This is a genomic window from Streptomyces akebiae (assembly GCF_019599145.1).
GTDB classification, from domain to species: domain Bacteria; phylum Actinomycetota; class Actinomycetes; order Streptomycetales; family Streptomycetaceae; genus Streptomyces; species Streptomyces akebiae.
Map to the genome: position 1 here is coordinate 3751002 of NZ_CP080647.1, position 23289 is coordinate 3774290.

Sequence of the window (23289 nt, forward strand, 5' to 3'; positions counted from 1 at the left end):
CCGCAGACAGCGATGCCGCCCCTGGGGGTGGAGCACCCCCTGGGACGGCATCGAAGTCGTACGGCCGGCGATCGAAGTCGTACGGCCGCGGCGGATCAGACCGCCGAGCCCGCCTTCCAGGCGGCCCAGTCCAGGTTCCAGCCGTTGAGGCCGTTGTCCGGGGCGACCGTCTTGTCACCGGTGTTCCGGATGTCCACGACGTCACCGACGATCGAGTTGTTGTAGAACCAGTAGCCGGCCGTGCCCTTGTCGTTGGCACCCTTGGTGTCGTTCAGACCGACGCAGCCGTGGCTGGTGTTCACGTTGCCGAAGACGGAGTCGGCGCCCCAGTAGTTGCCGTGGATGAACGTCCCGGACGTGGTGAGGCGGATGGCGTGCGGCACGTCCTTGATGTCGTACTCACCCTTGCCGTCGTCGTCGGTGAAGCCCACGGTCGCGCCGTTCATGCGCGTCTCCTTGAACTTCTCCGACATCACCATGACGCCCTGGTACGTCTTGTTCTCGGGCGAACCGGCGGAGATCGGGATGGTCTTGACGACCTTTCCGTCCTGCATGACCTTCATCGTCTTGGTCTTGGCGTCGACCACGGAGACCTGGTTGCGGCCGATCTTGAAGGTGACCGTCTTCTGCTGCACACCGTAGACACCCTCGGCGCCCTCGACCCCGTCGAGCGCGAGCTTCAGGGTGACGGTGGAGTTCTCCTGCCAGTAGTCCTCGGGGCGGAAGTCGAGGCGGTTGGCGTTGAACCAGTGCCCCACGACCTCCTGGCCGGAGCTGCTGGAGACGGTGATCCCCTTCTGGACCTCGACCTTGTTGGTGATCGCCTTGTCGAAATTGATCGAGACCGGCATGCCGACGCCGACCGTGGAGCCGTCCTCGGGCGTGAAGTTGCCGATGAAGCTGTTGGCCGGGGAGACCGTGGTGAACGAGGAGTTCTCGTGGGCCTCGCGCCCCTCGGAGTCCTGGGCCGCGGCCGTGATCTTGTAGCTGGTGGACCGCTCCAGCTGTGCGCTCGGGGCCCAGCTCTTCTTGTCCGCGGATATCTCACCCTCGACGGCGGCGCCCTCGGCGGTGGTCATCTTCACGTCCGTGAGCGTGCCCTTGCTCACGGTGACCTTGGCCGAGTTGTTGATGGAGGCGTTGTCCGAGCCGTCCTTCGGCGTGATCTTGATGTCCGCCTCGGAGGTCTTCTCGGCCGCCGCCTTGTCGGCCTGAGCCTGCGAGGAGTCCCCGCTGTCGTTCCCGGACGCGTTGTCGCTGTCACCCCCGCTGCACGCAGAGAGCACCAGCACCCCGCCGAGCAGTGCGGACGCGACCGTGAGGCCCCTGCGCCGCTTACTGTTCGTCATCACACGCTTCTCCATCGTTGCCGAATCCCCAAAACCCCGAAGATCCCCGTAAGCACTTAAACACCACTGCGGCACCGAGCCGTTCCGCCGAAGCGGATATGTGGGATACGCCACTCCACCCGCAACGGATCGACGGCGACCCGGCGGCGGTGCGCCAGTGACTGGTGCGACTCATGAGACGAAGGAACCCCGGGTGGCGGTTGCCGCCCGGGGTCATCAATCTCCCAAGCCGCTCAGCCGAGTCCGTCTTCCTCCTCGTCCTCCCGATCATCATCCTCGTCGAGACCCCATTCCGGCGAATCGGGGTCGTAGTCGATGCCTTCGCTGCTCCAGGAGGCCTGGGCGAGTTCGACCCCCGGCACGTCCCCGACCAGGTCGAACGGGTCGACCAGATAGGCGAGGGCCTCCGCCGTGTCCTCCGTCACCGCGCTCTCGGCGTGTACCCGCTCATCGGCGGGCATATCGGAGTCGTCCGCGATCCGTCGCAATGCGGCCCCGGTGATGGCCTCGACGTTCTCGACTTCGACCACCAACTCCACGCGAAGGCGGACAAACTGTGATGTCTCCGTAGTACTCATGCTCCGGAGCGTACGGCTCACAGGTCACGCGACTTTCCCACGACCCGCGCCTTTCATTAGCATCGCTCCCTACGGCCAATTCGCCAGCGCCACAAGGGGATCGATATTCCGTGTCCGTCGCACGTCGCGCGTCGTCCACCGCCCGCCGATCGCTGCTGACCGCCACCGCCGCGGGCACCCTCCTGGGTGCCCTCTGGTTCGTGCCGTCCGCCAACGCGACCCAGGACGAGGCGGCCATACGCGACCGGACGACCACGGCGGCCGACACATCGGCCGTCGGTGACGCGGACGCGGACGCGAGCGGCGGCGAAACCCGCGAACTCGCCGACACCGGCAGCCCGAACACGACCCCCTACGTCATCGGCGGCACCGCCCTGCTGGGCGTCGGCGCGGGCTTCCTCGCGTACGCGATCCGCCGCGAACGCGAGGATTTCGGCCCGGTGGGCGGCGTGTAACCGTCTGCCGCTCCGGCGAGCTTTTCAGGGGCGCGGGGAACTGCGCGAGGACCCCCACGGACCCGCACCCCGAAAACAACTCAGGCGAGCACCCCGGTGACGGACTCCGCGGCCACCACCAACCGCCCGTCCCGAACGAACCCCTCGGCCAACGCCAGATCAGGCGCGAGGAACCGATCCGGCCCGGGTCCCTCGACCCCGGCCCCCCGCAACGCCTCCACCACGGCCCGAGTCGCCGGCGCGGCCACCAGACCCTCCCGCAGCTCCACGCCCCGCGTCCCCGCGTACAACTCGACCGCCAGCACCCGCGCCAGGCCGTCCACGGCGGTCCGCAGCTTCCGCGCCGCCGCCCACCCCATCGACACATGGTCCTCCTGCATCGCGGAGGACGGGATCGAGTCGGCCGACGCCGGCACGGCCAGCCGCTTCAACTCACTGACCAGCGCCGCCTGCGTGTACTGCGCGATCATCAGCCCGGAGTCGACCCCGGCGTCGTCCGCGAGGAACGGCGGCAGCCCGTGCGACCGGTTCTTGTCGAGCAGCCGGTCGGTCCGCCGCTCCGCGATCGACGCGAGGTCCGCCACCGCGATGGCGAGGAAGTCGAGGACGTACGCGACCGGCGCGCCGTGGAAGTTCCCGTTGGACTCGACCCGGCCGTCCGGCAGGACCACGGGATTGTCGACGGCCGCCGCCAACTCCCGCTCCGCGACGAGCCGGGCGTACGCGACGGTGTCCCGCCCGGCCCCGGCCACCTGCGGAGCGCACCGCACGGAGTAGGCGTCCTGGACCCGGGGCGCGTCGTCCTGGTGGTGCCCGGTGAGCCCCGACCCCTTCAGCACGGCGAGCATGTTGGCCGCGGAGGCGGCCTGCCCCGGGTGGGGACGGATGGCGTGCAGCTCGGGTGCGAGGACCCGGTCCGTGCCGAGCAGCGCCTCCAGCGAGATCGCAGCGGTGATGTCGGCCGACGTGTACAGCAGCTCCAGGTCGGCGAGCGCCATGACCAGCATGCCGAGCATGCCGTCGGTGCCGTTGAGGAGGGCCAGCCCCTCCTTCTCGCGCAGCTCGACGGGCGCGATGCCGTGTTCGGCGAGCAGCTCACCGGCCGGCCGTACGACGCCGTCCGGGCCCTCGGCGTCGCCCTCGCCCATCAGGGTGAGCGCGCAGTGGGAGAGCGGCGCCAGGTCGCCGGAGCAGCCGAGGGAGCCGTACTCGTGGACGACGGGGGTGATGCCGGCGTTGAGCACGTCGGCCATGGTCTGCGCGATCTCGGGCCGTACGCCGGTCCGGCCGGAGCAGACGGTCTTCAGCCGCAGGAACATCAGCGCGCGGACGACCTCGCGCTCCACGCGCGGCCCCATACCGGCCGCGTGGGAGCGGACGATGTTGCGCTGGAGCCGGGCGCGCAGCTCCTGGCTGATGTGCCGGGTCGCGAGGGCGCCGAAGCCGGTGGAGACGCCGTAGACGGGCTCCGGCTTGGCCGCCAGCGCGTCCACGATCTCGCGCGCCGCGGCGAGGGCCGCCACCGCCTCGTCGGAGAGCTCGACCCGGGCGCCGGCGCGCGCCACGGCGAGGACGTCCGCCGCGGTGACCCCGGACGTCCCGAGGACCACCGTGTCCACAGAGTGCATATCCATATTCAGGATCGTAGGGACTGAATCGCCGAATGTCACGACCGAACATCACAGGGGCTCCTTACCCACCGCGCTCCGCAATCCGCGTAGATCGGAGTCCGCTCGGAGAACGATCGGGGAACGATCGGAGATTGATCAGGGATTGCTCAGAGATTGATCAGAATCCCCAGGTCAGAGCCTTGGCGGTCCTGATGCGCGAGTAGGGTCGAGGCATCGGCGAGGCGGGCCGCACCACTCACCGGACCACGTCCCACCCTCGTCCCGTCCTGCCCGCCCCTCCGACCTCGGACCGGCCCACGGCCCACTCCCCCCTTGGCCGTGGGCAGCCCAGGTCCGCGCGCCGACTCGACCCGACGCGCGGCCCGCCCTAGGACCGGCGCCCTCGAATGCGGCGCCGGTCCCCCGGGTGTGCGGGGTCGACCGGTGCGGGCGGCCGGTCGGCGAGACTCACCACCGGATCCTCGGCGCCCTCCCCCTCACGTCCCGCGACGACCGGTTCGACGGATCCCGCGGCCTTGGCCCGGTACTGCGCCGCGTCAGCCAGCCGGAAGAGCCGCCGGGCCGAGCGCAGGGGCCCGATCGCGTCCCCGGTGGACGCGACCCCGCAGGCGACCCCGTCCCCCGGCTCCAGCTCCCGCGCCCGCACGCACAGATCTCCGGCGACCCGCACCACATCGTCCGACGACGGCCCCACCGCGAGCAGACAGAACTCGTCCCCGCCGAGCCGCGCCACCAGCACGCCGCGCAGTTCGGCCGCGCACCGCGACAACACGGAGCCGAATCGCTCCAGCAGTTGATCGCCCATCGCGTGCCCGTAGGAGTCGTTGACCTTCTTCAGCCCGTTGAGGTCGCAGACGACGAGGCTGATCACCGTGCCGTCACTCCGGTGCGCCTCCATCGCCTCGTCGAGCCGGAGGTCGACAGCGCGCCGGTTGCCCAGCCCGGTCAGGGGGTCGGTGAAGGCGAGCCGCCGGGCCTCCTCCAGCCGCTCGGACTGCGCGAGCCCGGCCGCCACGACCGAGGCGAGCACGGTGGCGAACGCGGCGTCGTCACCATGGAAGACGGGCTCCCCGGCGGGCCGGGCCACATACAGTTCGCCCCACGCCCGGCCGTTCAGCACGACGGGCGCCACCACGCAGCAGCCGCGTCCACGGCGGCGCAGCGCGGCGACCCGCTGATGGCAGTAGCCGCCGGGCCGCCCGCCGACCGGCCCCGCGGCCGTCTCCACCCAGGCGTTGGGCTCACCCCCCTCCAGCCACCGCTCGTGCAGGAACTCCGCGATCTCCGGGAACTCGTGCACGGGATATGTCTCGTCCTCCGGAAACTCCTCCTCGTCGGGCGCCCGGTTCCCCACGTTCACCAGCACCCGCAGCAGCCCACGCTCCCGCTCCCACACGGACAGCGCGGCGAAGCTCCCCGACAGCGCCCGGCACGATCCGTCCGCGGCCGCCCACCACGTCTCACGCGACGTGCGCGCCCCCGCCATCCCCCGCGCCAACGCCACCACGGCCCTCAGCCGCCTGTCCTCTCCCATCACCCCAGGCTAGGTAGCTTTGCCCTGATTCGGGACGTTAGTGGGGCGAACAGGGGTACGGACCACGAGCGCCGAAGCCGAAAGGGCGGGGTGCGGGCCCTCCCGCACCCCGCCGGGGCGCACGCCCCCGTGCCACCGCCTCCGCGCAGCCCCGAGCGCCGCTCACGCCCCGACACGAAGCGCACCTCATCCACCGACCGGCGACATCCGACCCGCGCCGGACCGAACACGCACGTCCGCGGCAGTCGGACCACCCCGACCGACCGTACGCCCGGCCCACCCCACCCCACCCCGCCCTGTCCTGCCCCGGCGCCCTCCCCCGCTTCCGCCGCCTCCCAGATGCCCCGCCACCGCACCCCCGGCGCGCCCGGCGGGCGCTCGCTCACTCCCCCGGCCAGGCCGGCTTGCGCTTCTCGTTGAAGGCGGCCACGCCCTCGGCCCGGTCACCGGAGAACGCGACCGAACGCCAGGCCGCGTCCTCGACCTCCAGACCGGCCCGCAGGTCGAGGCCGTGCCCCAGCCGCAGCGCGCGCTTGGCCGCGCGCAGCCCGACGGGTGAGTTCACGGCGATCCGCTCGGCCAGCGCCAAGGCCTCCGCCCGGTCCTGCCCCGCCTCCACCAACTGGTCCACGAGCCCCAACTCCCGCGCCTCCTCGGCCTCCAGCCGCCGCGCCGTGAAGATCAGCTCGGCGGCCCGCGCGGCCCCCACCCGACGCGGCAGCAACTGCGTGCCCCCGCCGCCCGGGATCACCCCCACCGACACCTCGGGCAGCCCCACCACCGCCGTACGGTCGGCCACGATCAGATCGCAGGACAGGGCGAGTTCGAAGCCGCCGCCCAGCGCGAAGCCGTGCACGGCGGCGATCGTGGGCATCGGCAGCTCCAGTACGCCGGTGTACGCGCCGCGGGCGACGGGCCGCTGCCGCACCAGGTCGGCATCGCTGAAGGAGTTCCGCTCCTTCAGATCCGCGCCCACGCAGAACGCCCGCTCGTGCGTCGACGTCACCACGACGACGCGTACGTCCCGGTCGGCGGCGAGCGCGTCGCACGCCGTCGCGACGGAGCGGGCCATGTCGGTCGACACGGCGTTCATGGCCTTGGGCCGGTCCAGCGCGAGTTCGGCGACATAGCCGTGCCGCCGCACCAGGACGAACTCCCCGAACCGCCGCTCTCCCGCCTGCCCCGCACCCGCACCCGCATCCGCATCCGAACCCATGACACCCTCCCAGTTAACGACAGTTAACAAACGCCACCTCGATCATCCCAGCCACCCTCGGCGGACGAAACCCTGACCGCCCGGCGGATGCGCCGGGCTCGGCAGGCACTCGGTGGTGGCGTCAGCCGTGAGTCCTGCGGCCACCCCAACGGGAGCCCCGGCGAAGCGGCCCATTGACAAACCCTGGCGACCTTTTCCCCGTACGGGTGACACCCGGGCCTTCTCCGGCCACACAGCCCATCCCGGCGCATAACCTGCGCTCCGCCATAGGCGCACCGAGGGACGGGGGCGCAGGGGAGGGACGAACCATGACGACGACCACGGCCACCCGGCCGACGCAGACCACACCACGGGCGCCACAGCGGCCACCGCAGCCACCGCAGCCACCGACGGGAGCAGTTTCCCCCGCGGCAGCGCAGACGGCCTCGCCGCGCTGGAAGCCGTCCGCAGCGCCGGCCAACCGCACGACGCCCTTCGCCCCGACCGTGGCCGGGACCTCCACGGGACCCCCGCACCAGGTCGGTCACACCCCCGACCACCCCGCCCCCCGCCCGCGAGGCAGGCACCGGCGGCCTCGCCCCCGGAAGCTGCTGTTCGCGGTGGGCGGGATGGCGCTGGCGGCAGGGGCGCTGAGCCTCGTACGGCTGACGTCGGACCCGGTCGGCGGCGCCGGTGCCGTGGGCCCGGCACCGAGTGCGGCGGACGACGTCACGGACGGGACGACCGAGGCCGGGACCACCGTGGGCGGCGAGCCCTCCGCCGACGCGGGCACCCCGACCGCGGACACCCCGATGGGCGGCGGAAACCCCAAGCCCGGACATCGGCCCCCGTCATCGGGAGCGCCCACCCCCACACCGACCCCGTCCGCCTACCGACCCGCCCCGTCCATCGGCGTCGACATCCCCTCCGCCCCCGGCGCCCGCGATGTCCCCAGAACCCCACCGGCCCCGGACACGCCCACGGCGCCCCGCGCCCCGGAAGCCCCCCGCCCCACCGCTCCCGCACCCACCCAGCCCGTGGCGGCGGCCCCGCAGCAACCGACCACACCCGACTCCCCGACCACACCGACCGCCCCCGGCGACACGACCACCACGCCCACGAAGCCCACGAAGCCGGGCCTCTGCGTCCCGATCGTGGGCCTATGCGTCAACGACGCCCTGAGCAGGTAACGGAAATCGGCCGCCACAGCCACACAACGAAAAGGAGCCGCCCACCCGGCGGCCCCTCACCCTCACGTCTTCCCCGGCCTCCGCGTGAGCAGCCACGGCTGGACCACTCCCAGCCCGCGCACCGGTCGTTGCCACATGGGCTGGAGGGCGAAGCGGTAGGTCGGAGGTTCCTCGCCTTCCTTCTCCGCCGCGGCCGCGGCTTCGGCGGCCTCGGCCTCGGAGGCGGGCGCCTCGCCCGTACGGGTCAGTTCCTCGGCGAAGGCCCCGTCGACGAGGACCGCGTCCTTCGGCGCTATCGAGGTGAGCCGGCTCGCGAGGTTCACCGTGGAACCGAAGACGTCGCCCATCCGCGTCGTCACCGTGCCGAAAGCCATGCCGACGCGCAGCTCCGGCATGGTCTCGTCATTGGCCATGGTCTCGATGAGGCGCAGCGCGATCTCGGCGGCGACACCCGCGTCGTCCGTGGCATACAGCACCTCGTCCCCGAGGGTCTTGATGAGCCGCCCCCCGTTCGCCGCCACCAGGTCCGCCGCCGTGGTCTCGAAGGCCTCGACCAGCTCGCCGAGTTCCTCCTCCTCCATACGACGGGTCAGCCGTGTGAACCCGACGAGATCCGCGAAGCAGACCGCGAGGCGCCGGTCGACCATCTCCTCGTCGTCCGCGGCCTGGACGACCCGGCCGGTGGCCGCGGCCAGCTGACGCCGCCAGACGTAGACGAGGAACTCCTCCAGCTCCGGCAGCAACAGCTCGATCAGCGGATACGTCACCTCGGTCCGGGTCATCCCCGGCTCCGGCGGCTCGGTCAGCCCCTCCAGGAAGGAGTCGATCTGCCATTCGGCCAGCCGGGCCGTGGTCTGCCCGGTCGAACGGGCCACCTGCACCGCCATGGCCTCACTCAGCAGCCCCGCCTCCACAAGACCGGCGAGTCGCCGCAGCGCGAGTACGTCGGCCTCGGTCAGCGCCTTGGCCTGACCGATGTCCGCGAAGCCCATGGCCCGCCAGAAACGGGACGCCAGCTCCATGGAAACCCCGGCGCTGCGCGCCGCCTGAAAAGGGGTGTACCGGCGCTCGGCCCCGAGGATCAGCCCTTCGAGCCGCAGCGCCAGCGGGTCCTCCTCGTCGGCGTCCACGCCGTGGGGCTCGCCCCGCTCGAGCGAAGCCGAGAGAGGGGGCGGCTCCACGCGGCCATCCGCGTCCGTGCCGGAGCCCGTGTCCTCGACGCTCACTCCTGCTGCCCTTCCGATCTCCCGCGGTCACGTACTCGACCGGCCTCAACTCTACGGCAGGTGTGCGCCAGCTCACTCCGTCAGGTGGGGCCGATGGTGGCTACCCCCCACCGTCTCAGCCCTTGACGCCGCCGCCCCCGCAACCGCGCACAGCCGCTCAGCCGCCCCGACCGCGGGCGGCACTCAGCCGCCCCCGTGCTGGTGGCAGTCGTGCCGCTGGGGCGGCACGGGTGGGCGCGGGCGGCACCGGTAGGCGCCGGTGAGCGAAGCACCCACCCATCCGGCACCACCCCCGAGTCCCCAGCCCCCACCCCACCCACACATCACCCGGCACGCCACCTTCCACCACCCACACCCGCCCCACAGCACGCACCGGTCACACGACCCGCACCCACACCCACCCCTGACAGGACCCCTGTCAGCCCCCCCCAACCCGCACCCATCCCTCAGCCACCCCGTCACACAGCCCGCAGATGCACGATGTCCCCCGCTCCCACCGGCTCCTGCACCCCGTCCTCCGTGGCGAGAACCAGCCGCCCGTCCCCGTCCACGGCCACGGCCTCCCCCACCACCGACCGGTCCCCGGGCAGCTCGGCGCGCACGGTGCGCCCCAGCGTCGCGCAGCCCGCGGCGTAGGTCTCCTGGAGGCCGCTCTCGGACGGATCGCCCCCGGCGGCCCGCCACCGCCGGTACCACTCCTCCAGCGACCGCAGCACGGCCCGCAGCAAGGGGTCACGATCCGTGGTCACGGCGCCGGCGAGCGCCAGCGACCCGGCCGCGGGCACCGGCAACTCGTCCTCGCGCAGGCTGACGTTGATGCCGATCCCGATGACGACACCCTCCGTGCCCGCGCGCTCCGCCAGGATGCCGCCGGCCTTGCGCTCCTCGCCCCGCACGGTCACCAGCAGGTCGTTGGGCCACTTGAGTGCCGTGTCGATACCGGCGGCCCGGGACAGCCCGGTCGCGACGGCGACGCCGGTGAGGAGCGGCAGCCAGCCCCAGTGCCGGACGGGCACCTCGGTCGGCTTGAGGAGGACGGAGAAGAACAGGCCGGAGCGTGGTGGCGCGGTCCAGACGCGGTCGAGGCGGCCCCGGCCCGCGTTCTGCTCCTCGGCGACGAGCACCGCGCCCTCGGGAAGCCGGTCGGCCCGCCCCGCGAGATCGGTGTTGGTGGAACCGATGACGGGCACCACGTCCAGGGAGCTCCACAGCCCTCCCTCCCGGACCAGGGCCCGGCGCAGGGAGGCGGAGTTGAGGGGCGGCCGGTCGAGGTCGGACCAGCGGTCCGACCTCGGCTCACCCGGTCCGTCGGACGGGTCGCCTTGTGCACCTGGTGGGATCGTCATGCGACCCACCCTAGGTTTGACATCCTCCGTCTCGCGAGAAGGGGAGGGATTCCGGCCCGGACCGGCTGAGGTTCACGGGCGCTCGATCACTCTCGTGATGTCACCCCTCCGACGTCCCGCCGCGACGCTCCGAGCGGACGGACGGAAGGGGTCGGGAGTGTGGTAAACGCCGCACTGCCGAACGGTAGGCACACCACTACGCTACGGATGAGTAACCCCACCCACGTCTGAGCACACCCCGCAGTACGTACGACCGATCCCTCACGTCCCCATGAGCAGGCAGGGAGCCGCATCCCGATGTCCGAGCCGGAAGCGTCAGCAAGCACCGACATTCACACCACCGCGGGGAAGCTCGCGGATCTGCAGCGCCGTATCCACGAGGCGACGCACGCCGGCTCCGAGCGCGCGGTGGAGAAGCAGCACGCCAAGGGCAAGCTGACGGCCCGTGAGCGGATCGAACTGCTTCTCGACGAGGACTCCTTCGTGGAGTTCGACGAGTTCGCCCGGCACCGCTCCACCGACTTCGGCATGGAGGACAACCGCCCCTACGGCGACGGCGTCGTCACCGGTTACGGCACGGTCGACGGCCGCCCGGTGGCCGTGTTCTCCCAGGACTTCACCGTCCTGGGCGGATCCCTGGGCGAGGTCTTCGGCCAGAAGATCATGAAGGCGATGGACTTCGCGCTGAAGACGGGCTGTCCGGTGATCGGGATCAACGACTCCGGCGGTGCCCGTATCCAGGAGGGCGTCATGGCCCTGGGCATGTACGGCGAGATCTTCCGCCGCAACACCCACGCCTCCGGTGTCATCCCCCAGATCAGCCTCGTGGTGGGCCCGTGCGCGGGCGGCGCGGTGTACTCGCCCGCGATCACCGACTTCACCGTGATGGTCGACCAGACCTCGCACATGTTCATCACCGGCCCGGACGTCATCAAGACGGTCACCGGCGAGGACGTCGGCTTCGAGGAACTGGGCGGTGCCCGCACCCACAACGCCACCTCGGGCGTGGCCCATCACATGGCGGGCGACGAGAAGGACGCCATCGAGTACGTCAAGCAGCTCCTGTCGTACCTGCCCTCCAACAACCTCAGCGAGCCCCCGGCCTTCCCCGAGCAGGCGGACCTCGCCCTGACCGACGAGGACCGCGAACTCGACACCCTCGTGCCGGACAGCGCCAACCAGCCGTACGACATGCACACGGTGGTCGAACACGTCCTGGACGACGGCGAGTTCTTCGAGACCCAGGCCCTGTTCGCCCCCAACATCCTCACCGGCTTCGGCCGCGTCGAGGGCCACCCGGTCGGCATCGTCGCCAACCAGCCGATGCAGTTCGCCGGCTGCCTGGACATCGACGCCTCCGAGAAGGCGGCCCGCTTCGTGCGCACCTGCGACGCCTTCAACGTCCCCGTCCTGACCTTCGTCGACGTCCCCGGCTTCCTCCCGGGCGTCGGCCAGGAACACGAGGGCATCATCCGCCGCGGCGCCAAACTCATCTACGCCTACGCCGAGGCCACGGTGCCCCTGATCACGGTGATCACCCGCAAGGCCTTCGGCGGCGCCTACGACGTCATGGGCTCCAAGCACCTGGGCGCCGACCTCAACCTCGCCTGGCCCACCGCCCAGATCGCCGTGATGGGCGCCCAGGGCGCGGTCAACATCCTGCACCGCCGCACCATCGCCGCCGCCTCCGACGAGGAGCGCGAGGCCGTCCGCGCGCGTCTCATCCAGGAGTACGAGGACGCCCTCCTCAACCCCTACACGGCAGCCGAACGCGGCTACGTCGACGCCGTCATCCCGCCCTCCGAAACCCGCCGCCACCTCGTCCGCGGCCTGCGCCAACTCCGCACCAAGCGCGAGTCCCTCCCCCCGAAGAAGCACGGCAACATCCCCCTGTAGCCACCTCCAACCCCGCAGGGAGCCGACATGACCATCAAGGTCGTTCGTGGAAACCCGACCCCGGAGGAGCTGGCCGCCGCCCTGGCGGTGGTCCGCGCCCGCGCCGCGGCGGCGGCCACCGAGCCACCCGGCGCGCGCACCCCCCGCGACTCCTGGTCCGACCCGTCCCGCATCGCCGCCCACCGCCTGCCGGCGCCGGGCCCCACCACATGGAGCCGCACCTACTGGCCCGGCTGAGCGGAACCTCCGCTACCGAATTGAGTACGCGTACTCAGGCGTCCGGCCCGCCGGGCGGCGCACCATCGCAGCATGCTCTGGTCCGACCCTGAGAACGAGCCGCCGAAGGAACTGCGCGACACCCAGGCCATGCTTCGGCGGCTCGGCGTCCTCATGGCCTGCGCCATGCTCGTGGCCATGCTCGTCCTGGGCATCCTCTGACCACCACACCACGCGCACCCCGACGGCGGGCAGGCCGCGTACGGCGCGAAGGGGGCGTGTCGGGGGGTGTCCGCCCGCAGCGGTTGGCGCGTCAACTCGTGCCACTTCCCAGCCAACCGATTCCGCGCCGTTCCGAGGACGGACACCCCCCGGCGCGCCCCCGACCCACCCACTCCCGCAGCCGACGGACGAGTCGCACCCCCCTCAGGGGCGCGAGGAACTGCGCGAGCAACCCCCCACGCACCCGCACCCGACGACCCCAAGCAATACCCTGATCCCCATGACCGCTCCGCACCCCCGCCGCCTGATCCTGGCCTCCCAGTCCCCCGCCCGGCTCAACCTCCTGCGCCAGGCCGGCCTCGCCCCCGAGGTGATCGTCAGCGGTGTCGACGAGGACGCCGTGACCGCCCCCACCCCCGCGGACCTCGCCCTCGCCCTCGCCGAGGCCAAGGCCTCCGTCGTCGCCGCGAAGCCCGAGGTCAAGGGCGCTCTCGTCATCGGCTGCGACTCGGTCCTCGACCTCGACGGCGAGGCACTCGGCAAGCCCGCCGACGCCGAGGAGGCCACCGCCCGCTGGAAGTCCATGCGCGGCCGCGCCGGCACCCTCCAGACCGGCCACTGCGTCTACGACACCGCCACCGGCCGCTACACCTCCGCGACCGCCTCCACGGTCGTCCACTTCGGCGACCCCACGGACGAGGAGATCGCCGCGTACGTCGCCTCCGGTGAGCCCCTCCATGTGGCGGGCGCGTTCACCCTCGACGGGCGCTCGGCCCCGTTCATCGACGGCATCGAGGGCGACAACGGCAACGTCATCGGCATCAGCCTCCCCCTGCTGCGCCGCCTGCTGGCCCGACTCGGCGTAGCCATCACCGACCTCTGGACCCCTCGCACCGACTGACGCGAACCCTCACGCCCCGGGCGCCGCCGGAGCGGCATGCTCCGGCCCGCCGGCCCCCTCGGGCCCGGTCGGCACGGCATCGGCGACCCCGTCCTGCCGGTCGTACGTCATCAGCGTGAGCAGCACCAGCCCCAGCACCACCATCATGAACGCGAACGCGCCCCACCCGACCAGCCCCACGGTGAGCGCCCCGAGCAGCCCGTGCACGACGGCGACGCTGATGAGCAGGATCCTGCCGAGCCCGGCGGGGGGCCTGTTGCGCACGGCCACGAGCAGCGCGACCACGCCGCAGAAGACGAAATAGAGGCCGAAGAGGACACCCCCGGCCTTCGTGGAGACGGACATCGCCTCGGGATCCAGCCCGGCGAGCGACATCTTCTGCCGGTCGACGACGGTGCCGAGAAGCCACTGGACCCCGGCGATCCCGAACCCCTCCACGAACAGCACGATCGCCGTCAATACCGCCACCGGTCTGCGGATCACCGGCCCCACCCACTTCCGCTCTCGCCCTGTCGCTCTCGACCACTCCCGCACACCCACTCGTTACCCCAGGTAGGTGTTCGGGACATCGCGAACGCTACTAACGGGTAAACCTCGGGACAAGGGTTCTTACGAGAGCAAAGAATCGTTGGGCCATTAGTAGGGACTCCACAAAGAAACCCAACCGGCCGCAGCGCGGCCGCACAGAGACCTTGACCACATGAGAGGGCTAGGGTCTTCGTGTGGGGTCCTGCGCCATGCTGTGCGACAAGGGATTTCGCGGGTTGAGTGAGCCTCGATGCACGCTCCGTGTGGGCAAGCTCACCATTGTGGACGGGTCGAAACGCCGTGTCGGCAGTCCCTAAACTCGGCTTGTTTCAAGGAGAGGGAGCCATCGTGCGCAAGGTGTTGATCGCCAACCGAGGCGAAATCGCTGTCCGCGTCGCCCGGGCGTGCCGGGACGCCGGGATCGCGAGCGTGGCCGTGTATGCCGATCCGGACCGGGACGCGCTGCATGTGCGGGCCGCGGACGAGGCGTTCGCGTTGGGCGGTGACACTCCGGCGACCAGCTATCTGGACATGGGCAAGGTGCTCCAGGCGGCGAAGGACGCGGGTGCGGACGCGGTCCACCCGGGCTATGGGTTCCTCTCGGAGAACGCGGAGTTCGCGCAGGCGGTCCTGGACGCGGGTCTGATCTGGATCGGTCCGCCGCCGCAGGCGATCCGTGACCTGGGCGACAAGGTGGCGGCCCGTCACATCGCCCAGCGTGCGGGCGCCCCGCTGGTCGCGGGCACTCCCGACCCGGTCGCGGGCGCGGAGGAGGTCGTGGCGTTCGCGCGGGAGCACGGTCTGCCGATCGCGATCAAGGCGGCCTTCGGCGGTGGCGGACGCGGTCTGAAGGTGGCACGCACCCTGGAGGAGGTGCCCGAGCTGTACGACTCCGCCGTGCGTGAGGCGGTCGCGGCGTTCGGGCGGGGCGAGTGCTTCGTGGAGCGCTACCTCGACAAGCCCCGCCACGTGGAGACGCAGTGCCTGGCCGACTCCCACGGCAACGTGGTCGTGGTCTCCACCCGTGACTGCTCCCTGCAGCGCCGCCACCAGAAACTGGTCGAGGAGGCCCCCGCCCCCTTCCTGTCCCCGGCGCAGAACGAACAGCTGTACGCGGCGTCGAAGGCGATCCTGAAGGAGGCCGGCTACGTCGGCGCCGGCACGGTGGAGTTCCTCGTCGGCGCCGACGGCACGATCTCCTTCCTGGAGGTCAACACCCGCCTGCAGGTCGAGCACCCGGTCACCGAGGAAGTCACCGGCATCGACCTGGTCCGCGAGATGTTCCGCATCGCCGACGGCGAGGAACTCGGCTACGACGACCCGCCCCTGCGCGGACACTCCTTGGAGTTCCGCATCAACGGCGAGGACCCCGGCCGGGGCTTCCTGCCCGCCCCCGGCACCGTCACCACCTTCACCGCCCCCACCGGCCCCGGTGTCCGCCTGGACGCCGGCGTGGAAGCCGGCAGCGTGATCGGCCCGGCCTGGGACTCCCTGCTCGCCAAACTGGTCGTCACCGGCGCCACCCGAAAGCAGGCCCTGCAGCGCGCCGCCCGCGCGCTGCAGGAGTTCACCGTCGAGGGCATGGCCACCGCGATCCCCTTCCACCGCACGGTCGTCACCGACCCGGCCTTCGCCCCCGAACTGACCGGCTCCACCGAACCGTTCACCGTCCACACCCGCTGGATCGAGACCGAGTTCGTCAACGACATCAAGCCCTTCGCGGCCCCCGCCGACACCGACACCGACGACGACGCCGACCGCGAGACCATCGTCGTCGAGGTCGGCGGCAAACGCCTGGAAGTCTCCCTGCCCGCCGCCCTGGGCATGACCCTGGCCCGCACCGGCCTCGCCGCCGGCGCCAAGCCCAAACGCCGCGCCGCCAAGAAGTCCGGCCCGGCCGCCTCCGGCGACACCCTCGCCTCCCCCATGCAGGGCACCATCGTCAAGGTCGCCGTCGAAGAAGGCCAGGAAGTCAAGGAAGGCGACCTCGTCGTCGTCCTGGAAGCCATGAAGATGGAACAGCCCCTCAACGCCCACCGCTCCGGCACCATCAAGGGCCTCACCGCCGAAGTCGGCGCCGCCCTCACCTCCGGCGCCGTCATCTGCGAAATCAAGGACTGACCCACACGCACAACCCCCGCGCCCCAAGGCTTTGCGCCCTCAAGGGGCGCGGGGAACTGCGCGAGAAGCCCCACCGGACCCGCACCCGCGCACCTACCTGAGTCACCCGAGCTCCTAGGCTGAACCAACCACTCAGCGAAGAGAGCAGGTGAGTCCTTGCCGACCACCCGACCGATGCGCGCGGACGCCCGCCGCAACCACGACCGCCTGCTCACCGAGGCCCGCCTCGCCTTCGCGGCCCACGGCACGACCGCCTCGCTCGAAGACATCGCCCGCCGAGCGGACGTGGGCATCGGCACCCTGTACCGCCACTTCCCCAACCGCCAGGCCCTCCTGAGCGCGGTCTTCGAGGAGGCGGTCTCCGACCTGCTGGCCCGCGCCCAGGCACATCTGCACGCGGACCGACCCTGCACGGCGCTCGTCGCCTGGTTGCGCGACATCATCACCCACGCGGGTGAGTACCGAGGTCTGGCGCAGGCCCTGATGACGGTCTCGTACGCGGACTCCCGCGCGGCGGCCGAGAACCCCTCGGACCTGGCCCGGTGCTGCGCCCCCATCCGGGAGGCGGGCACCGCCCTTCTCCGGCGGGCGCAACACGCTCACGCCGTACGCGACGACGTGTCCATCGGCGATCTGCTCCAGCTCACCCACGCGATCGCGCTGGCGGCCGAGGAAACCCCGGACGACCCGGAGTTGGCCGACCGCCTGCTGACGCTGACCTTGCGCGGCCTGAAGCCGTGACCGCCGGACCGAGCCCACGCGGCTCGGCCCGCGCGCCCTACCGACGCCGCAGATCCGCGACCCGGGCGGCGCGCTCCCGCTCCCGTTCACCGGCGGGTGGCTGGTCCCCGAGGACCGTGGCGGTGCGCAGCTGGGGCGCGGTGCCGTGGACCTGGTTGCGGCGGGGCCCCGGAAGGGGCACGTCCCGGCGCGAGGGGCGCGCAGGGACGGGATCGCCTCCCGTACCACCGCCGCCCGACGCCCCGGCCACGGAGATCTGCACACCCTGATCGGCCAGCGCCTGCAACTCGGGGACGGCGCGGTCGTCGTGGCCGGGCGGATCGTCGGTGACCAGCCGGGTTATCACATCGGTCGGCACCGTCTGGAACATCGTGTCGGTGCCGAGCTTGGTGTGGTCGGCGAGCACGACGACCTCGGCGGCGGCCTGGACCAGCGCGCGGTCGACGGACGCCGACAGCATGTTGGACGTGGACAGGCCGCGCTCGGCGGTCAGTCCGCTCCCGGAGAGGAAGGCCTTGGAGACGCGCAGCCCCTGGAGGGACTGCTCGGCTCCGGAGCCGACCAGGGCGTAGTTGGAACCGCGCAGGGTGCCGCCGGTCATCACGACCTCCACACGGTTGGCGTGGGCCAACGCCTGGGCCACCAACAGGGAGTTGGTGACGACGGTCAGCCCGGGGACCCGCGCGAGCCGGCGTGCCAGCTCCTGCGTGGTGGTCCCCGCCCCGACCACGATGGCCTCGCCCTCTTCGACGAGGCTCGCGGCGAGGTCGGCGATGGCCGTCTTCTCGGCGGTCGCGAGATGAGACTTCTGCGGAAAGCCGGACTCCCGCGTGAACCCGCCCGGCAATACCGCACCGCCGTGTCGGCGGTCGAGGAGTCCTTCTGCCTCCAGAGCGCGCACGTCCCGCCGTACGGTCACTTCGGAGGTCTGGACGACGCGGGCGAGCTCACGGAGCGACACGGCTCCATTGGCCCGCACCATTTCGAGGATCAATTGACGACGTTCTGCAGCGAACACGAAACTGACAGTAACGCCAACGACCATCTGCTTTCAGCAGTTTGCGCCGAATAGCAGAAGTTGTTCGCAGGGTGGGGCGAGAAGTGATATAGGGACCATCCCGGACGGAACCCGTCACATATCGGTCAGAACCTCAGACCCCGCCGCCCGACTTGCGCGTGTGGAGCTGGCGCGCGACCTCGGCGATCGAGCCGGACAGCGACGGGTACACGGTGAACGCGTTCGCGATCTGCTCGACGGTCAGGTTGTTGTCGACCGCGATCGAGATCGGGTGGATCAGCTCGGAGGCACGCGGGGAGACCACGACACCGCCCACGACGATGCCGGTGCCCGGCCGGCAGAAGATCTTGACGAAGCCGTCCCGGATGCCCTGCATCTTGGCGCGCGGGTTGCGCAGCAGCGGCAGCTTCACCCCGACGGCGTCGATGACCCCGGCGTCCAGGTCGGCCTGGGTGTAGCCGACGGTGGCGATCTCGGGGTCGGTGAAGACGTTGGACGACACGGTCTTCAGGTTGAGCGGGGCCACGGCGTCGCCGAGGAAGTGGTACATGGCGATACGGCCCTGCATGGCGGCGACGGACGCCAGGGCGAAGACCCCGGTGACGTCGCCGGCCGCGTACACGCCGGGAGCGGTGGTCCGCGACACCTTGTCCGTCCAGATGTGCCCGGACTCCTTGACCTTGACCCCGGCCTCCTCCAGGCCCATCCCGGCGCTGTTGGGGACGGCGCCGACGGCCATCAGGCAGTGCGAGCCGGTGATGACCCGACCGTCCGCGAGCGTGACCTCGACCCGGTCACCGACCCGTTTGGCGGACTGGGCCCGGGACCGCGCCATGACGTTCATCCCGCGCCGCCGGAACACGTCCTCCAGGACGGCGGCGGCGTCCGGGTCCTCACCCGGCAGCACACGGTCACGGCTGGACACGAGCGTGACGCGCGACCCGAGCGCCTGATAGGCGCCGGCGAACTCGGCACCGGTGACACCCGACCCGACGACGATCAGCTCTTCCGGCAGCTCGTCCAGGTCGTAGACCTGCGTCCAGTTGAGGATGCGCTCGCCGTCCGGCTGCGCGTCGGGCAGCTCACGCGGATGTCCGCCGGTGGCGATGAGCACGGCGTCGGCGGTCAGGGTCTCCTCGGACCCGTCCGCCGCCCGCACCACGACCTTGCGCGAGCCGTCGAGGTCCTGCTGACCCGCCAGCCGCCCGCGCCCGCGCATGACCCGCGCGCCGGCGCGCGTCACGGAGGCTGTGATGTCGTGCGACTGCGCCAGCGCGAGCCGCTTCACACGCCGGTTGACCTTGCCGAGGTCCACCCCGACGACACGCGCGGGCGTGTCGATGTGCGGGGTGTCGTCGGCGACGATGATCCCCAGCTCCTCGTACGAGGAATCGAAGGTCGTCATCACCTCGGCCGTCGCGATGAGGGTCTTCGACGGCACGCAGTCGGTCAGCACCGACGCCCCGCCCAGACCGTCGCAGTCCACGACGGTCACCTCCGCGCCGAGCTGCGCGGCCACCAGCGCCGCTTCATATCCGCCGGGTCCGCCACCGATGATCACGATCCGAGTCACATGCCCCATTGTCCCGTACGAGCACGGGTGCCAACGAGTCGGGGGTGCGGGGAGGGGTCGACAGCCCGCGGGACCGTCACCGGGGGCGCGCGCAACCGGCGCGACCTGCCACGACGCACGCGCACGCGCCGCACCACGGTCCCCACCGCCCCCGTGGGCACCCGGCACCCCCGAGCGGAGCGCTCCCGTACCCTCTCCCCATGTCGCTCTACGCCGCCTACGCCGGCAACCTGGACTCGCGCCTGATGTCCCGCCGCGCCCCCCACTCCCCGCTGCGCGCAACCGGCTGGCTGAACGACTGGCGGCTGACCTTCGGCGGCGAGCACATGGGCTGGGAGGGCGCCCTGGCCACGGTCGTGGAGGCTCCCCGCTCCCAGGTCTTCGTGGCCCTGTACGACATCGCCCCCAAGGACGAGGACGCCATGGACCGCTGGGTCGGCGTCGGCCTGGACATATACCGCCGGATGCGGGTCCGCGTCCACACGCTGGACGGTGAGGAACCGGCCTGGGTCTACGTCCTCAACGGCTACGAGGGCGGTCTGCCCTCGGCCCGCTACCTGGGCGAGGTCGCGGACGCGGCGGAGTCGGCGGGCGCGCCCCACGACTATGTGATGGAACTGCGCAAACGCCCCTGCTGAAGGGCCGGCCGAGGGGGCGCCAGCACGGCCCGCCCCCGCGCCCTGTGGTTGGAAACGACAAGACAACGATCCCGATCCGGTGAGCCTCGTCATCTACGCGCGTAGGCTCGAACCGGATACCCTCGTCGCGTGAACGCATCTCTTCTTCCGGACGACATCCAGGGCGACCCGTACGCCGCCGCCGACGCCGCCGCCGCGCGCCTGCGCGAGCTGACGGGCGCCGAGACCCACGACGTCGCGCTTGTGATGGGCTCCGGCTGGGCCCCGGCCGTGGACGCGCTGGGCGCCCCCGAGGCCGAGTTCCAGGTCACCGAGCTGCCCGGCTTCCCGCCGCCGGCGGTCGAGGGCCACGGCGGCAAGGTCCGCTCGTACAGGATCGGTGACAAGCGCGCGCTCGTCTTCCTGGGCCGCACCCACTACTACGAGGGCCGCGGTGTCGCCGCCGTCGCGCACGGCGTCCGTACGGCCGTCGCCGCCGGTGTGAAGACGATCGTCCTCACCAACGGCTGCGGCGGTCTGCGCGAGGGCATGCGTCCCGGCCAGCCGGTCCTGATCAGCGACCATCTCAACCTGACGGCGACGTCGCCGATCGTCGGCGCGAACTTCGTCGACCTCACGGACCTGTACTCCCCGCGCCTGCGTGCCCTGTGCAAGGAGATCGACCCCTCGCTGGAGGAGGGCGTCTACGCGCAGTTCACGGGCCCCCACTACGAGACCCCGGCGGAGATCCGGATGGCCCGCGTGATCGGCGCGGACCTGGTCGGCATGTCCACGGTCCTGGAGGCCATCGCCGCGCGCGAGGCGGGTGCCGAGATCCTGGGCATCTCCCTCGTGACCAACCTGGCGGCCGGTATGACGGGCGAGCCCCTCAACCACGAAGAGGTGCTCCAGGCGGGCCGCGACTCGGCGACCCGCATGGGCGCGCTGCTGACGCAGGTCCTGAACCGGCTGTAGCTCAGGAGGGTCCGCCGGGGGCGCGTTCTCGGCTGCGGCCCGGTGGGGGCGCCCCTGAAGACAAAGACCAGGCCCTGCGGGCCTGAAAGCACGGGGCGCGCCCCTGCTTTTCAGGGACGCGGGGAACCACGCGACCAGCCCCCACCCACCCGCACCCGAAGAACCCACCGAGGCGGGGCCGAAGGGGCGGCTGCCCCTGGTGACGGGACGGGCAGGGGCGGCGGGGGCGAGCACAATCGAACCGACACACAAACAAAGAACGAGAGGTTGACCCCCGTGCACGACGACCTGATCGCCCGCGCCAAGGCGTGGCTGGCCGAGGACCCCGACCCGGAGACCCGGGACGAGCTCGGCAGGCTGATCGACGCGGCGGACACGGCGGAACTGACCACCCGCTTCTCCGGCACCCTCCAGTTCGGCACGGCCGGCCTCCGGGGCGAACTCGGCGCAGGCCCCATGCGCATGAACCGCTCGGTCGTCATCCGCGCGGCCGCCGGCCTCGCCGCGTACCTGAACAAGCAGGGCGCCGGCGGCGGCCTCGTCGTCATCGGCTACGACGCCCGCCACAAGTCCGCCGACTTCGCGCGCGACACGGCCGCCGTGATGACCGGCGCGGGCCTGCGCGCGGCGGTCCTCCCCCGCCCGCTCCCCACGCCCGTCCTGGCCTTCGCCATAAGGCACCTGGGCGCGGTCGCCGGCGTGGAGGTCACGGCCAGCCACAACCCGCCGCGCGACAACGGCTACAAGGTCTACCTGGGCGACGGCTCCCAGATCGTGCCCCCGGCCGACGCCCGGATCGCGGCCGAGATCGACGCCGTGCGGTCCCTCGACGACGTGCCCCGGCCCGACGCCGGCTGGGACACCCTCGACGACAGCGTCCTGGACGCCTATCTGGCCCGTACGGACGCGGTCCTGGCGCCCGGCTCCCCCCGGACCGCCCGCACGGTCTACACGGCCATGCACGGCGTCGGCAAGGACACCCTGCTCGCGGCGTTCGCCCGGGCCGGCTTCCCGGAGCCCGTCCTCGTCGCCGAGCAGGCGGAGCCGGACCCGGACTTCCCGACGGTCGCCTTCCCCAACCCGGAAGAACCCGGCGCGATGGACCTCGCCTTCGCCGTGGCCCGCGACACGGAGCCCGACCTGATCGTCGCGAACGACCCCGACGCCGACCGCTGTGCCGTCGCGGTCAAGGACGGGGCCGACTGGCGCATGCTGCGCGGCGACGAGGTCGGCGCGCTCCTCGCCACCCACCTGGTCGCGCGCGGCGTCCAGGGCACCTTCGCCGAGTCGATCGTCTCCTCCTCCCTCCTCGGCCGTATCGCCGAGAAGGCGGGCCTGCCCTACGAGGAGACCCTCACCGGCTTCAAGTGGATCGCCCGCGTCGAGGGCCTGCGCTACGGCTACGAGGAGGCCCTCGGCTACTGCGTCGACCCCGAGGGCGTGCGCGACAAGGACGGCATCACGGCGGCCCTGCTCATCACGGAACTCGCCTCGCGCCTGAAGGAGGAGGGCCGCACCCTCCTCGACCTGCTGGACGACATCGCCGTCGAGCACGGCCTGCACGCCACCGACCAGCTCTCGGTCCGCGTCCAGGACCTCTCGCTCATCGCCGACGCGATGGAGCGGCTCCGCGAGCAGCCGCCGACCGCTCTCGCCGGCCTGCCCATCACCAGGGCCGAGGACCTGACCCGGGGCACCGACAGGCTCCCGCCCACGGACGGTCTGCGCTACACGCTCGACGGCGCCCGTGTCATCGTCCGCCCCAGCGGCACGGAGCCCAAGCTCAAGTGCTACCTGGAGGTCGTGGTGCCCGTCGCCGACCTGACGGCCCTCCCGGCGGCCCGCGCGAAGGCGACGGACCTGCTGGCCGGCATCAAGCGGGACCTCTCGGCGGCAGCGGGCATCTGACCCCGCCCCGCTCCCCACGCACACGGGGACCCGGCCGGATCACCGCCCCGCTCCCCACGCACACAGGGC

General features: G+C 71.8%; 21 protein-coding genes. 11 read left to right on the forward strand and 10 right to left on the reverse strand.

Going from position 1 to position 23289, the window contains the following annotated elements; genetic code table 11:
- Window positions 1–95: 95 nt before the first annotated feature.
- Both K1J60_RS16010 and K1J60_RS16015 read right to left on the reverse strand, forming a co-directional pair.
- The gene (locus tag K1J60_RS16010; protein ID WP_220646812.1) at window positions 96–1364 is read right to left on the reverse strand and encodes a L,D-transpeptidase; all 1269 of its coding nucleotides are present in this window, start codon (window positions 1362–1364) and stop codon (window positions 96–98) included.
- Between the two features lie 218 nt (window positions 1365–1582).
- Window positions 1583–1927: a hypothetical protein gene (locus K1J60_RS16015; RefSeq protein WP_220646813.1), complete on the reverse strand. Its 345-nt coding sequence runs from the start codon at window positions 1925–1927 to the stop codon at window positions 1583–1585.
- Between the two features lie 110 nt (window positions 1928–2037).
- Here K1J60_RS16015 and K1J60_RS16020 point away from each other — a divergent pair, with 110 nt between their 5' ends.
- The gene (locus K1J60_RS16020) at window positions 2038–2382 is read left to right on the forward strand and encodes a hypothetical protein (RefSeq protein ID WP_220646814.1); all 345 of its coding nucleotides are present in this window, start codon (window positions 2038–2040) and stop codon (window positions 2380–2382) included.
- Between the two features lie 80 nt (window positions 2383–2462).
- On the opposite strand, the gene hutH is transcribed toward K1J60_RS16020, so the two are convergent.
- From hutH to K1J60_RS16035, 3 genes are all read right to left on the reverse strand, one after another.
- A complete protein-coding gene (gene hutH, locus K1J60_RS16025; protein WP_220651494.1) occupies window positions 2463–4001 on the reverse strand; it encodes a histidine ammonia-lyase in 1539 nt (512 codons plus the stop codon).
- Between the two features lie 379 nt (window positions 4002–4380).
- On the reverse strand, window positions 4381–5547 hold the full coding sequence (locus tag K1J60_RS16030) for a GGDEF domain-containing protein (protein ID WP_220646815.1): 1167 nt from the start codon (window positions 5545–5547) through the stop codon (window positions 4381–4383).
- A 382-nt stretch (window positions 5548–5929) separates the two neighbouring features.
- Complete coding sequence (locus K1J60_RS16035) at window positions 5930–6763, reverse strand: enoyl-CoA hydratase/isomerase family protein (protein WP_220646816.1); 834 nt, start codon at window positions 6761–6763, stop codon at window positions 5930–5932.
- 308 nt (window positions 6764–7071) lie between these two features.
- On the opposite strand from K1J60_RS16035, the gene K1J60_RS16040 reads away from it, so the two are divergent.
- The gene (locus K1J60_RS16040; protein WP_220646817.1) at window positions 7072–7932 is read left to right on the forward strand and encodes a hypothetical protein; all 861 of its coding nucleotides are present in this window, start codon (window positions 7072–7074) and stop codon (window positions 7930–7932) included.
- Between the two features lie 62 nt (window positions 7933–7994).
- Here the strand turns inward: K1J60_RS16040 and K1J60_RS16045 are convergent, their stop codons facing one another.
- Window positions 7995–9158, reverse strand: coding sequence for an adenylate/guanylate cyclase domain-containing protein (locus K1J60_RS16045; protein ID WP_220646818.1), 1164 nt, complete (start codon window positions 9156–9158; stop codon window positions 7995–7997).
- A gap of 458 nt (window positions 9159–9616) precedes the next feature.
- A complete protein-coding gene (locus K1J60_RS16050) occupies window positions 9617–10504 on the reverse strand; it encodes a biotin--[acetyl-CoA-carboxylase] ligase (protein ID WP_220646819.1) in 888 nt (295 codons plus the stop codon).
- Between the two features lie 297 nt (window positions 10505–10801).
- On the opposite strand from K1J60_RS16050, the gene K1J60_RS16055 reads away from it, so the two are divergent.
- From K1J60_RS16055 to K1J60_RS16065, 4 genes are all read left to right on the forward strand, one after another.
- A complete protein-coding gene (locus K1J60_RS16055) occupies window positions 10802–12400 on the forward strand; it encodes an acyl-CoA carboxylase subunit beta (protein ID WP_220646820.1) in 1599 nt (532 codons plus the stop codon).
- Between the two features lie 27 nt (window positions 12401–12427).
- The gene (locus K1J60_RS16060) at window positions 12428–12637 is read left to right on the forward strand and encodes an acyl-CoA carboxylase epsilon subunit (RefSeq protein ID WP_220646821.1); all 210 of its coding nucleotides are present in this window, start codon (window positions 12428–12430) and stop codon (window positions 12635–12637) included.
- A 72-nt stretch (window positions 12638–12709) separates the two neighbouring features.
- Window positions 12710–12838: a morphogenic membrane protein MmpB gene (mmpB, locus tag K1J60_RS45845; protein WP_259407746.1), complete on the forward strand. Its 129-nt coding sequence runs from the start codon at window positions 12710–12712 to the stop codon at window positions 12836–12838.
- Window positions 12839–13118: 280 nt separating this feature from the next.
- Window positions 13119–13739: a nucleoside triphosphate pyrophosphatase gene (locus K1J60_RS16065; protein WP_220646822.1), complete on the forward strand. Its 621-nt coding sequence runs from the start codon at window positions 13119–13121 to the stop codon at window positions 13737–13739.
- A gap of 9 nt (window positions 13740–13748) precedes the next feature.
- Here K1J60_RS16065 and K1J60_RS16070 read toward each other — a convergent pair whose 3' ends face one another.
- A complete protein-coding gene (locus K1J60_RS16070) occupies window positions 13749–14222 on the reverse strand; it encodes a hypothetical protein (RefSeq protein ID WP_220646823.1) in 474 nt (157 codons plus the stop codon).
- A 393-nt stretch (window positions 14223–14615) separates the two neighbouring features.
- Between K1J60_RS16070 and K1J60_RS16075 the strand changes: the two genes are divergently transcribed.
- Together K1J60_RS16075 and K1J60_RS16080 are read left to right on the forward strand one after the other, a co-directional pair.
- Window positions 14616–16388 carry an acetyl/propionyl/methylcrotonyl-CoA carboxylase subunit alpha gene (locus K1J60_RS16075; protein WP_220646824.1) on the forward strand — a complete coding sequence of 591 codons (1773 nt, stop codon included), beginning with the start codon at window positions 14616–14618 and terminating at the stop codon, window positions 16386–16388.
- A gap of 174 nt (window positions 16389–16562) precedes the next feature.
- Window positions 16563–17129 (forward strand): TetR/AcrR family transcriptional regulator, encoded by a 567-nt coding sequence (locus K1J60_RS16080; protein ID WP_220651495.1) that lies wholly within the window; start codon window positions 16563–16565, stop codon window positions 17127–17129.
- A gap of 37 nt (window positions 17130–17166) precedes the next feature.
- Here the strand turns inward: K1J60_RS16080 and K1J60_RS16085 are convergent, their stop codons facing one another.
- Window positions 17167–18174 carry a DeoR/GlpR family DNA-binding transcription regulator gene (locus K1J60_RS16085; protein ID WP_220646825.1) on the reverse strand — a complete coding sequence of 336 codons (1008 nt, stop codon included), beginning with the start codon at window positions 18172–18174 and terminating at the stop codon, window positions 17167–17169.
- 106 nt (window positions 18175–18280) lie between these two features.
- Window positions 18281–19729, reverse strand: coding sequence for an NAD(P)H-quinone dehydrogenase (locus tag K1J60_RS16090; protein WP_033527040.1), 1449 nt, complete (start codon window positions 19727–19729; stop codon window positions 18281–18283).
- A 191-nt stretch (window positions 19730–19920) separates the two neighbouring features.
- On the opposite strand from K1J60_RS16090, the gene K1J60_RS16095 reads away from it, so the two are divergent.
- The 3 genes from K1J60_RS16095 to K1J60_RS16105 all read left to right on the forward strand — a co-directional run bounded on the left by K1J60_RS16095 (window position 19921) and on the right by K1J60_RS16105 (window position 23220).
- Window positions 19921–20358 carry a gamma-glutamylcyclotransferase gene (locus tag K1J60_RS16095; RefSeq protein ID WP_033527041.1) on the forward strand — a complete coding sequence of 146 codons (438 nt, stop codon included), beginning with the start codon at window positions 19921–19923 and terminating at the stop codon, window positions 20356–20358.
- Window positions 20359–20487: 129 nt separating this feature from the next.
- On the forward strand, window positions 20488–21312 hold the full coding sequence (locus K1J60_RS16100) for a purine-nucleoside phosphorylase (protein ID WP_184904281.1): 825 nt from the start codon (window positions 20488–20490) through the stop codon (window positions 21310–21312).
- A gap of 276 nt (window positions 21313–21588) precedes the next feature.
- The gene (locus tag K1J60_RS16105) at window positions 21589–23220 is read left to right on the forward strand and encodes a phospho-sugar mutase (RefSeq protein WP_220651496.1); all 1632 of its coding nucleotides are present in this window, start codon (window positions 21589–21591) and stop codon (window positions 23218–23220) included.
- The last annotated feature ends 69 nt before the right edge of the window (window positions 23221–23289 follow it).